This is a genomic window from Bacteroides coprosuis, assembly GCF_020741705.1.
Lineage (GTDB): Bacteria > Bacteroidota > Bacteroidia > Bacteroidales > Bacteroidaceae > Bacteroides_E > Bacteroides_E coprosuis.
On sequence record NZ_DYYK01000157.1, the window covers coordinates 1 to 13895 of the forward strand.

General features: G+C 35.7%; 13 protein-coding genes. 8 read left to right on the forward strand and 5 right to left on the reverse strand.

Translation table 11 applies throughout. The features are described from left to right. The first annotated feature begins 366 nt into the window (after window positions 1-366). From K8V80_RS09445 to K8V80_RS09465, 5 genes are all read left to right on the forward strand, one after another. Window positions 367-1155 (forward strand): patatin-like phospholipase family protein, encoded by a 789-nt coding sequence (locus K8V80_RS09445; protein ID WP_006744749.1) that lies wholly within the window; start codon window positions 367-369, stop codon window positions 1153-1155. Between the two features lie 27 nt (window positions 1156-1182). Then, entirely contained in the window at window positions 1183-2883 is a 1701-nt protein-coding gene (locus tag K8V80_RS09450; RefSeq protein ID WP_157450714.1) for an alpha-amylase family protein, read from the forward strand. An 86-nt stretch (window positions 2884-2969) separates the two neighbouring features. Beyond that, window positions 2970-3398 (forward strand): CD225/dispanin family protein, encoded by a 429-nt coding sequence (locus K8V80_RS09455; RefSeq protein WP_006744747.1) that lies wholly within the window; start codon window positions 2970-2972, stop codon window positions 3396-3398. A 19-nt stretch (window positions 3399-3417) separates the two neighbouring features. After that, complete coding sequence (locus K8V80_RS09460; RefSeq protein ID WP_276777362.1) at window positions 3418-3690, forward strand: CD225/dispanin family protein; 273 nt, start codon at window positions 3418-3420, stop codon at window positions 3688-3690. A gap of 41 nt (window positions 3691-3731) precedes the next feature. Beyond that, entirely contained in the window at window positions 3732-4568 is an 837-nt protein-coding gene (locus K8V80_RS09465; protein WP_006744745.1) for a glycosyltransferase family 2 protein, read from the forward strand. A gap of 74 nt (window positions 4569-4642) precedes the next feature. Here the strand turns inward: K8V80_RS09465 and K8V80_RS09470 are convergent, their stop codons facing one another. Genes K8V80_RS09470 through K8V80_RS09480 form a run of 3 tightly spaced genes read right to left on the reverse strand, consistent with a single transcriptional unit; the run spans window position 4643 to window position 8957 of the window. Beyond that, window positions 4643-6238 (reverse strand): glycoside hydrolase family 31 protein, encoded by a 1596-nt coding sequence (locus tag K8V80_RS09470; protein WP_276777367.1) that lies wholly within the window; start codon window positions 6236-6238, stop codon window positions 4643-4645. Between the two features lie 31 nt (window positions 6239-6269). Next, a complete protein-coding gene (locus K8V80_RS09475) occupies window positions 6270-8285 on the reverse strand; it encodes an alpha amylase C-terminal domain-containing protein (protein ID WP_006744743.1) in 2016 nt (671 codons plus the stop codon). 12 nt (window positions 8286-8297) lie between these two features. Then, window positions 8298-8957: a DUF2461 domain-containing protein gene (locus tag K8V80_RS09480; RefSeq protein WP_006744742.1), complete on the reverse strand. Its 660-nt coding sequence runs from the start codon at window positions 8955-8957 to the stop codon at window positions 8298-8300. A 67-nt stretch (window positions 8958-9024) separates the two neighbouring features. Here K8V80_RS09480 and K8V80_RS09485 point away from each other — a divergent pair, with 67 nt between their 5' ends. The 3 genes from K8V80_RS09485 (at window position 9025) to gpmA (ending at window position 12517) form a co-directional block, all read left to right on the forward strand. Then, window positions 9025-10710, forward strand: a complete 1686-nt coding sequence (locus K8V80_RS09485) for a B12-binding domain-containing radical SAM protein (protein WP_276777372.1) — start codon at window positions 9025-9027, stop codon at window positions 10708-10710. A gap of 402 nt (window positions 10711-11112) precedes the next feature. Next, complete coding sequence (locus K8V80_RS09490; RefSeq protein ID WP_006744740.1) at window positions 11113-11754, forward strand: YceI family protein; 642 nt, start codon at window positions 11113-11115, stop codon at window positions 11752-11754. 16 nt (window positions 11755-11770) lie between these two features. Beyond that, window positions 11771-12517 carry a 2,3-diphosphoglycerate-dependent phosphoglycerate mutase gene (gene gpmA / locus K8V80_RS09495; protein WP_276777376.1) on the forward strand — a complete coding sequence of 249 codons (747 nt, stop codon included), beginning with the start codon at window positions 11771-11773 and terminating at the stop codon, window positions 12515-12517. A gap of 223 nt (window positions 12518-12740) precedes the next feature. Here the strand turns inward: gpmA and pflA are convergent, their stop codons facing one another. After that, window positions 12741-13475 carry a pyruvate formate-lyase-activating protein gene (pflA, locus tag K8V80_RS09500; RefSeq protein WP_276777379.1) on the reverse strand — a complete coding sequence of 245 codons (735 nt, stop codon included), beginning with the start codon at window positions 13473-13475 and terminating at the stop codon, window positions 12741-12743. An 86-nt stretch (window positions 13476-13561) separates the two neighbouring features. Next, window positions 13562-13895, reverse strand: a 334-nt coding sequence (locus tag K8V80_RS09505) for a glycine radical domain-containing protein (protein WP_276777382.1), incomplete at its 5' end; no start/stop codon positions are given.

The following is a 13895-nucleotide window of genomic DNA, read 5'->3' on the forward strand; positions in this document are numbered from 1 at the left end:
AAACAATGCTTTATCAGGGTTAAGATAGTAACATGTCGGTGTCATGTCATCATCATGTCGGTGTCAAAATAGTCCATTTGCTTAAAATTCCTCCAAGCACTTTTTTAAACCTTTACCTTTCATACAGCTAATGGACGAGATTAATCAATCTTTTCTTCAAATAACACTCCTTTAAAGTGGTCATATATTATGACAAGTCACTTCTGTGAACTAAAACCAATAAACCTAAGTAAAAATTGAGTATCTTAATCCAAGTTTATTTTTCTACAAATTTGGAGGAGTATTAAAATAGACTAAAATTAAAATAACCAATCCGATTATTTACTAATTTCGTGACATTCAAAAAATCGAGTAAAATTGTACTAAATGGCAAATGAAAAAAAATACAATATAGGCTATGCTCTTAGTGGTGGCTTTATCAAAGGATTCGCTCACCTAGGAGTTATGCAAGCACTTTTGGAGCACGATATTCGTCCAGATATTATTTCGGGAGTAAGTGCAGGTGCTTTAGCAGGAGTTTTTTATGCAGATGGTAATGAACCGTATAAGGTATTAGATTTTTTTTCAGGACATAAGTTTTTTGATCTAACCAAGTTTATCATTCCTAAAATGGGATTGTTTGATCTTCAGGAATTTATTGATTTTTTAGAAAGTAACTTAAAAGCAAAAAACATAGAAGATCTTCAACTACCTTTTATTATTACAGCTACAGATTTAGATAAAGGTAGAATGGTTCATTTTAATCAAGGTCCTTTGGCAGAACGAGTAGCTGCATCATGCTGTATGCCCGTATTATTCTCCCCCGTAAAAATTGGGGATACTTTTTATGTAGATGGAGGGCTGTTTATGAATCTACCCGTATCTACCATTCGCAAAGAGTGCGAAAAGGTAGTCGCAATAAATGTTAACCCTCTCATTGCAAAAGAGTATAAAAAGAATATATTAGCAATTGCTTTTCGTTCTTACAACTTTATGTTTCAAGCAAACACGATGAATGATAGAAAAAAAGCAGACCTTCTTATTGAGCCCTACAATCTTCATGATTATAGCAATACAGAGTTGGATAAGGCGAAAGAGATATTTACACAAGGCTATAACGTTGCTATAGACGTTTTACATGGCCGCTTAGAGGAGTCGGGAAAAGTTTGGAAATAAACAAACAAAGGCTTCATACTAGTTACAATTATGCAAAAAGAAAAAATTATTATCTATCAAGTCCTTCCTCGTTTATTCGGGAATCAAGTTAAAAACCCAACGCCAAATGGAGACTTGCAAGAGAATGGTTGCGGCAAGTTAAATGACTTTACGGACAAAGCCTTGCAACAAATTCAAGCTCTTGGCGCCAATTATATATGGTACACAGGAGTAATTGAGCATGCTACACAAACAGATTTTAGCGAATTTGGTATATTACCCGATCACCCTGCTATTGTAAAAGGCAAAGCTGGTTCTCCTTATGCAATCAAAGATTATTATGATATTGCTCCAGCACTAGCTACTCAGGTGAATGAACGTATGGCAGAATTTGAAGACTTAATAAAAAGGAGTCATAAGAATGGACTAAAGGTGATTATAGACTTTGTCCCCAATCATGTAGCCAGACAATATCACTCTGATCAGCAAACTCCAGGAACAATAGGACTAGGCGATAGAGATGATCCATCTCGTTCATTCTCTCCCTATAATAACTTCTATTATATTCCTCAAGCTGAATTCAATCCTCATTTCGATTTGAATGCTCAAGGCTTCGATAGATATCATGAATATCCAGCTAAAGCCACCGGAAATGATCAGTTTACAGCTTCTCCTTCTCGCATCGACTGGTATGAAACAATAAAACTAAACTATGGAGTAGATTATCAAAATGCGATGGCTAAGCATTTTGACCCCATACCCGATACCTGGTTCAAGATGAAGGACATCTTACTGTTTTGGGCGCAAAAAGGGATTGATGCCTTTCGTTGTGATATGGTAGAAATGGTTCCTGTCGACTTTTGGGAATGGGCTATCCCCATTGTAAAAGAAAACCACCCTCATATCCTATTTATAGCAGAAGCTTATAACCCAAATCAATATAAAAGATACTTGTATAGAGGTCAGTTTGACTATCTATACGACAAAGTGGGACTGTATGACACCCTAAAATCAATAATTCAAGGGCATGCTCCAGCATCACAAATAACATCAAATTGGCAAAGCTTAGATGACCTCCAAACTCGTATGCTCAACTTCTTAGAGAATCACGATGAACAACGTATAGCATCTTCTTTTTTTGCAGCAGACCCCAATAAAGCTATTCCAGCAATGACAATATCTGCCTGCCTGAATACTTGCCCTATGATGATTTACTTTGGACAAGAGTTTGGCGAGTCAGGAATGAATCAAGAAGGATTTAGTGGATTAGATGGTCGTACTAGCATATTCGATTATTGGTCGGTAGATACCATAAGACGATGGTATAACAAAGGCAAGTGTAACTTTACAAAGTTATCAGATAAAGAAATTAACCTCTATGAGTTTTATAAAAAGATACTCAATATAGCAAAGACAGAACAAGCCATAACACAAGGACTATTCTTTGATTTGATGTATGTCAATACAAGATCTAATAACTTCAATCCTGACAAACAATATGCTTTCCTCAGAAAACATGAGAATGAAATACTCTTTATTATTGTCAACTTCGATTCGGAAACCCGAAATATAGAAACCAATATACCTAGCCATGCTTTTGAGTATTTTAAGCTCAGTCCTAAAAATAGAATTGATTCTATCGAATTATTGACACAAAAGAAAGAGGTGATAACATTTACACCAGAACGACCAATACGCACACAATTGAAACCTTATAGCAGTAAAATATTAAAACTTATTTACAAATAAGAAGCTTTTCGTGATTTTCCTTTACAAAGATTACAAACTTAGAATAATTTGTTGTTTCTTTATAAAAAAGAAAACTGCAATACAGTATGGAAGAGAAATATTACATTGCAATTAATGATAATGAACGCCAAGGGCCCTTTACAATAGAGCAGCTCAAAGGAGTAGTAACTCCAGAAACGATGGTATGGAACAAAAGCTTACCAAGCTGGACAGCTGCATCTGAGGTTTCTGAATTAAAATCGATATTAGACCCTTCAGGTAAAGTTGGATCTACCCGATTCAATCCACCCAAATCTTGGCTACTCTCCTCACTCATTACTTTCTTCGTTTTTTCTTATCCATTTGGAGCTATTGCAACCTATTATGCATCCAAAGTAGATGATAACTACCTAAAGGGAGATTTGTCTCAAGCAGAATATTATTCTAAAAAAGCGCAAAGATTTGTTATTATAGGAATTATACTAGGGTTAATATTCCGTCCAATATTGATTTCTAGCCTTTTTAAGTTATTCTAGGATAAAGGAGTAAAGAGATATGGAACAAATAAAGAAATATCCAAAAACATGGCTTCAGGAAGCGATACTATTAAGCCTCATACTACCACCTTTTGGCTTGGCAGCCCTCTTTTATGCTGCCAAAGTAACTCCGCTATTCTTATATGGAAATAAAGAAGCAAGCCACTTTTATGCACACCGTGCAAAACGTTTTGTGAAGATTGGCTTTTTCTTTTTGATTGCTTTAGTTACCTTTGCAATCTTAATTAGTTTATTTGCATTGTTCTTATTCAAAATAATGCCAAGATATTAATTATTTAATCCTGATATATAGACATATTATTCAACACACAGATGGTTCAACCTCCATTTTTTATTTCGGTTATAATTACAACCTATAATCAACCTGCGTGGCTTGAGAGGGTTCTCGTAGGCTATAACCACCAGAATTTCAAGGATTTTGAAGTAGTTATCGCAGATGATGGCTCAAGCGATGAAACTATCAAACTTATAGAGCGATATAAAAAGATTGTATCATACCCCATCCAACACATTTGGCATACCGATGAGGGTTTTAGGAAATGCACAATTCTGAATAAGGCAATCATTGCAAGTAAAGGTAACTACCTCTTATTAACAGATGGAGATTGTATTCCTAGAGCAGACTTTTTAGAGGTGCATGCTAAATACGCAGAAAAAGGATACTTCTTATCTGGTGGTATGTATCGCACTACATTGGATGTGGCCCACAAGATACAATTAGAAGATATCTCAACGCAAAGATGTTTTGATATTGATTATATGAGATCTTTAGGACAGCCTAGACGCTTCTTCAAGGATTTAAAGTTAAGTCTTAAATACCCTAAACTCAAAAACTTCCTTAATTCTATTACTCCTGCCAATGCAAGTTGGAATGGACACAACTCTTCGGGATGGAAGGAAGATATTGTAAAAATCAATGGATTCAATGAGAAAATGAAATATGGAGGATTAGATAGAGAGTTGGGAGAACGTCTGTTCAATCTTGGTATTAAGAGCAAACAGATTCGCTATTCAGCTATATGCGTCCACCTAGAGCATAAAAGAGGCTATGTTACAGCAGAGAACTGGAAGAACAACTATGCCATCCGCAAAAAAACTCGCAGAGAAAAGTTACAATGGATTGAAGAGGGAATTTCTACTCATTTATAAAGAACCCCATAACATTCTATTCCTATAAAATAGAAAGGCCAAAGATTCTGATCATCTTTGGCCTTTATTTATTTTCACTTCAACTTAGTATAATAAGGTAAGCGATTAATAGGGACTCTTGTTTTAATCATTTTGGGGCCTTTAAACACTTTCCCTAAATCATCTTTCCAGACTCCTTTAGGAAGCTTTACGCTTCGCTCATCGCCTTTATGAATCATCGGTGCAACCAAATATTTATCACCTAGCATAAACTGATCTTTACAGTCAATGAAACCTTCATGAGGATAGGTATATTCCATATTACGCAAAATAGGTTCTCCGGTCTGAGCAGATTGTTTGGCGGTTTCTAAGATATACACACCAAACTGCTCATGAAGATGAGCAAACTCAGCACAAATAGCTAAATGATCAGCATCTAATATCCTCCAGGGTGCTACAGAAAACTGCATCATCGGCATCAAAGCATGAAGTTGACACGAGCGAACAATCAACTCTTGGTCAAAACTATCTGAGTCTATATTAAGAAAAGAACCAAACTGACCTCCACCTATCATATCTGGACAAGTATAGGGATATCCTAACAATCCTGCTGTAATCATATCGGGGATGAGTAAGCTAGAAGCTTGCCACGAATAATCCTTGTCCCCTAAACGTTGAACCAAAGCTTGGCCACCCAATTGCCATGAAGTTCTCAGCTCATTAAAAGAGTATTGCAATCCTAACTCTGCCCATTTTTGTGAAAAGATAGTTGGGGTTGCTTTAGGGTCATAAAACTCATAATCACCTGTCATATAGGCAACATCTCCAGCATCAAACTTGAAACCATCGATACCATATTCTGCACAAAGTTTATCTAGCTGACTCTTGATATGTTTCACCGCCTCTGAATTTGTCATATCATAACAAGCACTGAAGCCATTCCACCAATGAATAAGTGCAGGGTTACCGCTGCCCTTCTCTTTTATCAAGAGGTCCTTAGCTGATAGCTCTCTAAATTCTGGACTGTCTGGAGATACAAAAGGACAAACCCAAAGCATTACTTTGAAGTCCTTAGCATGTAACTCTTCAATCATCTTCTTTGGGGTAGGAAATTTCTCGGGTTTAAAATCGAAGTTGCCATAATATTTCTGCCAATTATCATCTATCATTAATATTCCTGTAGGAAACTTATTTGCAATTATCTGATTGGCATATTCTAATACATCTTTCTGATTTTGATTGTACATGAGTTCAATCCAAGTATTGTATTGTGGCTTAGAAAAGAAAAGGGCATCTGGAAGTACTTCTGACGCAGGAAAATGCTTTTGACTAGCTTTCAGATAAGCCTCTTTAAGAGTTGTGCCTGCCTCAACTGGTTCTATTTTTTCATAAGAAGACTCTATTAATAGAGTATCACTTTTGAATTGGAAAGTAAAAGGATGGTTACTCCAAATATATCGACCTTGCGAAGAAACAAACAAAGGCACTACTTGATTATTGAAATTTTGCGTAGCTAAGTCGTACTTCTCTGTATCGGAGGCAAAGGGCATCTGTGAACCTAAAGCAACTAATCCACCCCACCATTTTTCATTGGGCAAACTAGGTATGGTTGATTTTTGATATCCTGTCTGGGCAAAAAGCATCGTAGCTACTAATAAAAAGCAGCTTACCAATAAAAACTTAAACTTCATGTCATTCGTATTTAAGATTAAAACAATAAGATTACTTACTTCTCTTTAATACTACAGCCGAGCGAGCAGGTATATACAACTTTAACCACTCTTTATTTTCTTTTTTGTAAAGAGGATCGCCATGAGTGAAGTGATCTATATTGTCATCTGAAAAGCCAAACCCTCCTAGGCTTTTACTATCCGTATTTAGTACCACCTTATATTTACCAGGTTCTACCAAGAAACCATAATCTGTAAAAGATTGTACTGGATTGAAGTTAAAGACAAAAAGCAAATCACCTCTTTGATAAGCTAAAATCTGATCACCATCATTATGCCATATTTCTTCTGTCTCTAAATCTTGAAACTTTGGTCGCTCAGCAAATAGAGCAAGCATTGCTTTTCCAAAATCAGCTAAATGGTGAAAATTTAAGTTCTTATTATCTACCAAACTCCATTGACGACGGGCATATTTATGAGACCATCCATTCCCTTCTCGAGGAAAATCAATCCACTCTGGGTGTCCAAACTCATTCCCCATAAAGTTTAAATACCCTCCATTCATAGTGGATGCAGTAAGTAAGCGAATCATCTTATGAAGAGCCAATCCTCTATTCACACGATAGTTTTCATCTCCCTTCTGCATATGCCAATACATATCAGAATCTATTAATCTAAATATAATCGTTTTGTCTCCTACCAAAGCCTGATCATGACTTTCGGCATAAGAGATTGTTTTCTCGTCTTTTCTTCGATTTGTAACTTCCCAGAACATGGAAGAAGGCTTCCAATCTTCATCAATATGATCTTTTATCAACTTAATCCAATAATCAGGAATGTTCATTGCCATACGATAATCAAAACCATACCCTCCACTCTTGAAGGGAAGAGCTAGTCCAGGCATACCCGAGACTTCTTCAGCAACAGTAAAGGCCTTCTTTTTTACATCATGTATTAATTCATTGGCTAAGGTTAAGTACACGATGGCATTATCATCTTGGTATCCATTATAATAATCGCTATAATTTGTGAATGATTCACCCATTCCGTGGCTATAGTACAACATAGAGGTTACGCCATCAAATCGGAATCCGTCAAAGTTATACTCTTCCAACCAGTATTTACAATTGGATAGTAAGAAATGAAGCACTTCATTCTTGCCATAGTCAAAACACAATGAATCCCATTGTTTGTGTTCTCGTCTTTCACCAGCATAAAAATACTGATTAGGATCTCCTGCAAAATTCCCCAATCCTTCTACTTCATTTTTTGCAGCATGAGAATGAACTAAATCCATAATAACCGAAACACCCATTCCGTGAGCCGTATCTATCAGTTCTTTCAACTCTTCGGGAGTACCAAAGCGAGATGATGCAGCAAAGAAGCTAGATACATGATATCCAAAACTACCATAATAAGGATGTTCTTGAATAGCCATAATCTGAATACAATTGTAGCCAGCATCAACGATTCGAGGTAGAACGTTTTCTTGAAATTCTTTATACGTACCCACTTTTTCTTCTTCTTGTGCCATACCAATGTGGCACTCATAGATTAACAATGGATCTCGTTGGGGTACAAAGTTTTTATGTTTGAATTTATAGGGCTGTTCAGGACTCCATACCTGAGCCGAAAATATATTGGTTGAAGGATCTTGCACTACTCTTGTTGCCCAAGCGGGAATACGCTCTCCACTCCCCCCATTCCAATAAACTTTTAATTTATAGATTTCTCCATGCACCAATACTCCCTGAGGAATATTCAACTCCCATACTCCATTTTCTTTTCTCTGAAACTGATATTCCGATTGTTCTGTCCAAAACGAAAAGGTTCCTATTAAAAAGAGAGAGGTAGCATTGGGAGCCCACTCTCTTATTACCCACCCCTCTTTAGTTTGATGCAGCCCAAAATAGAGATAGCCTGTAGCAAAATCACTTAATGAAAATGCTCCATCATTTGTTAAATCTTTTTCCTTGGATAGCACTGCTTCGTGCCTACCCACAATTGCACTCTCGTATGGTTTTAACCATGGGTCATTCTGTATAATTGGAAGGGTTTGTTTTTTCATTTATCTAGAGTTTTAATATCCTAATGCCGAGTTAATAAAGTCTGCAAAACGCTTATTTTGCTGAAAAACCTCTCCTATTTCATCTAAACAAGAAGGGTTTAAAAAGAAATCATCGGTAACATCGTATGAACAAATATACTCCTTACAACGCAGATAATCAATATACTTGTAATCTTTTGAGAATCCTTTTGGGGCGGTCTTCAAGAAATCCATACCAATAATAGGAAAGTACTTCTTAAACTTAGGGTCTTCTACGATATCTATGTATTCATCTATACGTTCCATGATCTGTTCTCTTATTCGAGTTAGTCTTTTGGTAGGCAGACCAATACTACCTCCTCCCAAGAACGATTTACCGGGCTGAAGGTGTACGTAATAGCCACAATAATCAGACTTACGACCTTTTACATTAATATACGCACCCATATGGGTTTTATAAGGAAGTTTATTAGGAGAAAAACGTATATCTCGATAGATGCGAAATGTACAATCTTTGGGTTCTACTACCATCACAGCGGGATCAAATATAGCTATCCTATTGATTACCAATTGTACAAAGTCTTCAAAAACAGATTGAGCTTCTTCATACATACCCTTATTTTCTGCAAACCAATCTCTATTATTATTTTTCTCCACTTCTGTCAAGAAATGGTAAACTTTTTCTAATTCCATATTTTTACCTTAATTATTCGGCCCTACTAATGTAGACTTTTTACTATTAAATGTATACTTTTGCAGCATGAAATTTGTTCTATCTACTCTCAACGCAAAATATATACATACCTCCTTAGCCCTAAGATGGCTCTATGTTGCTAATAAAGATAAATTTAATGTTTCATATATTGAATTTGTCATTAAAGAAAATATCAACTCTGTAGCACAACAACTTATCGAAACCGATTGTGACGTGCTAGGCTTGAGCGTTTCTATCTGGAATGTAAGGCAAACTCAAACTCTTATACAACTCCTAAAAGAGAAAAAGCCCGAGCTTATCATCTTTGTAGGTGGACCAGAAGTAACCTACGAACCTGAGTTCTTCTTAGAGAACTGGGAGATCGATTATGTAATAAGTGGTGAGGGAGAGTTTGTATCGGGTCAGCTATTTGAGGCCCTACAGCAGGGTATTAGAGAGGTTGATATTCCTGGAGTATCTTATATCGGACACATCAGTCGAACAATAGTACAGGCAGATATTGAAAAGTTGATATTACTAGATTCTCCTTATCAACTAGAGGAAGATAAGGAGGCTCTTATCAATAGAGTAGTTTATTTAGAAACCTCACGGGGCTGCCCCTACCAATGCCAATACTGTCTTTCTTCCTTAGAAAAGGGAGTTCGATACTTCCCCAAAGAGTATATTTATGATAACCTCTCCTACCTTATTCAAAGTGATGCCAAGCTAATCAAGTTTTTGGATAGAACATTCAACTTGAATAAAACACATACCTACAATGTATTCAATTTCCTAATAGAAAACTATCGTCCCAATCTAAGCTGTCAGTTTGAAATCTATGCTGATTTACTTGATGATGAGAAGATTGCTTTCTTAAACAATAATCTACCCAAAGATTATTTCCGCTTTGAGATAGGAATTCAATCTACCTACGAGCCAACCAATCTGGAAGTAAAACGCCGACAGGATTTTGATCTTTTATCCAAAAACATCAAGTTACTAATGGAGGGTGGGAAAATAGACTTACACCTTGATCTCATTGCAGGATTGCCTTTTGAAACTTACGAACGCTTCAAAAAATCTTTTAATGATGTTTTTGCTTTAGGAGCTAAAGAAGTTCAACTTGGCTTTCTGAAGATGTTGAGAGGTACAAACCTACGCAGAAATGCAGCTAAGTACGGCTATAAGTATGACGAGCTACCTCCTTATGAAATAGAATACAATGATTCTATCTCTGCCGAAGAGATTACGCTAATTCATAATGCAGAAGAAGCCTTAGACAGATATTGGAATAGTGGCAGATTTGATCGCTCACTCACTTTTGTTTTTGAAAACTTCTATCCAAATAGATACTTTGAATTCTTTGAAGAACTTTACAATTTCTATTCAGCAAAGAATTTCCCTCGTTTTGGGTACCAATTGGAAGACTTATTTGCTGTATTGCAAGAATTCTTAACAACCAAAGGTATTGATATTTTTCCTCTTCTACGAGATGATTATTATGATAATTACACCTTACGTCCTCATGGTTTTTGGCAAGATAAGATGAGTAAGAAAGAGAAAAAACAGCTAGTACAAAAAATCATTCATGATGAAAGCTTCCTAACCCAAAATAAACTGACTGCTCAGCAAATTGAAAAATACTCTACAATAGATGTGATTGATGAGCAAACCTTACTCCTTACTCTATTCCACGTGAGAGAAAATAAAAAAACACCACACCCTAGAATAAAATATATACTGAATTCATAATACACAAAATGATTCAATAAAAAGCTCCATTTCAACCTTTGAAACGGAGCTTTTTATTTATCGCTTAATGGTATATTTATAAGCCTAAATTATAAATATTCATTCACATCAGTTATTCTAAAATCAGAAACATATTCTGACACCGACATCGTTTCATCATGACACCGACATGTCATCATTTTAACCCTGATATAGTGCAATTATGACTAAGACCGTAAAAAGTCACCTTTCTGATACGTATTATTATACAATTCTCTTCAAATATAAAAACAACCTATACAATTTTTTCTTTTTAGTAAAGAATAGAGATTCTTGCTGATAAGTCTTTCTTTTTTATACTTACACTCAACAAATAAAATGAGTTGATTGTTATATAGAAAGAATCCAATTAAGAGTAATTTTATGAAACAAAAACCCTTATTCGTATTAGTTGCAGCTTTAGGTTTAGCTGCTTGTGGGTCGGGAAATAAACAAAAACCGATCGAAGCAACTGATGCCAAAGAAGTTGCAACAGCTACCCAACAAACTCTTCGTATAGATCCAGCTACATCTGTAATAAACTGGGCGGGTCATAAAGTTGGTGGTAGCCATCATGGTGTTTTATCACTTACATCGGGTAATTTATCAATAGACAAAGACCAACTTCTATCAGGTACTTTTATCATTGATATGAACTCTATTGTAGATAAAGACTTAACAGATGGTAAATTGAACGATATGCTCGTAAATCATCTCAAGAGTGCCGACTTCTTTGATGTTGAAAAGTATCCTGAAGCATCATTCCAAATCACAAGTACTACCCTATTATCTGATAATTACTATCAGATTGAAGGTAACCTAAAGATGAAGGAAGAAACTAAGAATATCACATTTAATGCTACGATTACTCTGGAAAACGATATTTACACAGCAGTGACAGATACTTTTGCCATTGACCGTACCCAATGGGGTGTCAACTATGGTTCTAAAAATATTTTTAAAGATTTAAAGGATAAAATTATTGAAGACAACATGGACGTGCAAATTGTAATCACTGCCAAATAATTTAATAAATTAGAGAATGAAAAAGATAGTTTTGTTACGCCATGGACAAAGTACATGGAATAAAGAAAATAAATTTACAGGATGGATGAATGTAGATCTATCCGAACAAGGAGTGGAAGAAGCTAAAAAAGCTGGTAAATTGCTGAAAGAAGCCAATTTCCATTTCGATAAAGCCTATACTTCCTACCTAAAGAGAGCCATAAAAACATTAAATGTAACTCTCGATGTGATGGATCAAGACTGGATACCAGTAGAGAAATCATGGAGGCTCAACGAGAAGCATTATGGTGCATTACAAGGTTTGAATAAATCGGAAACAGCAGTTAAGTATGGTGACGAGCAGGTACATATCTGGAGAAGAAGTTATGATATTGCTCCAGCAGCACTAGAGAAAAATGATGATAGAAGTCCGTTTATAGATCCTAGATATCAAGATGTACCTTCTGATTATCTTCCACTTACAGAGTCATTAAAAGAAACGATTGAACGTATTATGCCTTATTGGGAGTGTGAAATTTATCCAGCTCTTAAAAAGTACGATCAGATACTTGTAGCAGCTCATGGAAATAGTTTGAGAGGTATTATCAAGCATTTAAAAGGTATTTCAGATGAAGCTATTTCCGAATTAAATCTACCTACAGCTGTACCTTATGTTTTTGAATTTGATGATGATTTGAAGCTAACCAAAGATTATTTCTTAGGAGATCCTGAAGAAATTAAAAAGCTAATGGAATCGGTAGCTAATCAAGGGAAAAGCAAATAAGATAGAACTCCATCTCTAGGAGTTTATCAGGAATTTCATAGCTGATTATTAAGAGGGGATAGTATATATTCCCTCTTTTTATGAAAAAGAGATTGCCAATTGAAGTTTACTCAAAGTAAGGCTTCAACCGACAGAACTCTTTTAACCTAACACGCTTGGCAAGAGCCAAAAACTAACTAAATAAATACTCCTTTATATAGGAGTTTTATAACACTTCACAGAGTTATGCTCTTAGGGCTAAAGGCAAATTGTAACTAAGAATGATTTCTTCAGCTTTACTAATCTGCTCATTAGTGGGAGGAACAATATCTTTTAGCTTATATTGAAGTCCCATCTGTTCCCATTTATGCTGTCCCATCTGATGAAAAGGTAATAAATCAATACGCTGGATATTTTTATGCTTCACCATCTCCTTACACCAGTTATGAAGATCATCTTCAGCATCTGTATAACCAGGAATCAGTACATATCTTATCCACACCGATTTATTGATCTCATCAAGATAATTTAAAAAGTCGAGAGTTGGTTGAAGAGGTTTACTCGTTAATGCCTTGTATTTATCAGGATCAATATGCTTTACATCTAGTAGAACTAAATCGGTTAACTCCAATACTTCTTTTACACGTTTTGTTTGTATAAAACCCGATGTATCTACTGCAGTATGAATACCAGCTTCTTTGCATTTCTCAAATAGCTCGTAAATAAAGTCGGGCTGAATGAGCGGTTCCCCGCCCGAAATAGTAACTCCTCCCTTTTTAATAAAACCCTTTACCTTCTGTATTTCAGCAAAAGCCTCATCTACAGTTAGCTCCATTTTATAGTCTTTACCTAGCCAAGTATCGGGGTTATGACAAAAAAGGCAACGCAAAGGACAACCCTGTAAAAACAGAACAAACCGAATACCTGGACCATCTTTTGTCCCAAAGGACTCAAACGAATGTATTAAACCTTTTACCATCTTCTCTCCTATTTTAAAACAAGAAATAGCCGAGTTACAATAATGAACTCGACTATTTCTTTTAATTTATTTCAACGTACTGAACCTTAGAACTTAGTCGTAATCGTTCTATTGATTACATCAAGTTGTTGTTCTCTCGTTAGTTTCACAAAGTTTACTGCATATCCTGAAACACGGATAGTAAGCTGTGGATAATTTTCGGGATGCTCCATAGCGTCAATCAGCAAATCACGATCGAATACGTTAACATTAAGGTGTTGTCCTGTTTGGTTAAAGTATCCATCCATCAAGTTTACTAGATTTTCTTTTTTCTCATCTGCATTCTGACCTAAAGTATTAGGAGTAATTGCGAACGTATATGAGATACCATCATTTGCATCTTCAAAAGGAAGTTTTGCAACAGAAGATAAAGAAGCTACA

Bases quoted from the DNA above. Each gene is read 5' to 3' on its own strand.
- pflA (WP_276777379.1), bottom strand. From the start codon at position 13,475: ATGGTAAAAGGTTTAATACATTCGTTTGAGTCCTTTGGGACAAAAGAT.
- K8V80_RS09475 (WP_006744743.1), bottom strand. From the start codon at position 8,285: ATGAAAAAACAAACCCTTCCAATTATACAGAATGACCCATGGTTAAAA.
- K8V80_RS09445 (WP_006744749.1), top strand. From the start codon at position 367: ATGGCAAATGAAAAAAAATACAATATAGGCTATGCTCTTAGTGGTGGC.
- gpmA (WP_276777376.1), top strand. From the start codon at position 11,771: ATGAAAAAGATAGTTTTGTTACGCCATGGACAAAGTACATGGAATAAA.
- K8V80_RS09455 (WP_006744747.1), top strand. From the start codon at position 2,970: ATGGAAGAGAAATATTACATTGCAATTAATGATAATGAACGCCAAGGG.
- K8V80_RS09480 (WP_006744742.1), bottom strand. From the start codon at position 8,957: ATGGAATTAGAAAAAGTTTACCATTTCTTGACAGAAGTGGAGAAAAAT.
- K8V80_RS09465 (WP_006744745.1), top strand. From the start codon at position 3,732: ATGGTTCAACCTCCATTTTTTATTTCGGTTATAATTACAACCTATAAT.
- K8V80_RS09460 (WP_276777362.1), top strand. From the start codon at position 3,418: ATGGAACAAATAAAGAAATATCCAAAAACATGGCTTCAGGAAGCGATA.
- K8V80_RS09490 (WP_006744740.1), top strand. From the start codon at position 11,113: ATGAAACAAAAACCCTTATTCGTATTAGTTGCAGCTTTAGGTTTAGCT.
- K8V80_RS09485 (WP_276777372.1), top strand. From the start codon at position 9,025: ATGAAATTTGTTCTATCTACTCTCAACGCAAAATATATACATACCTCC.
- K8V80_RS09470 (WP_276777367.1), bottom strand. From the start codon at position 6,238: ATGAAGTTTAAGTTTTTATTGGTAAGCTGCTTTTTATTAGTAGCTACG.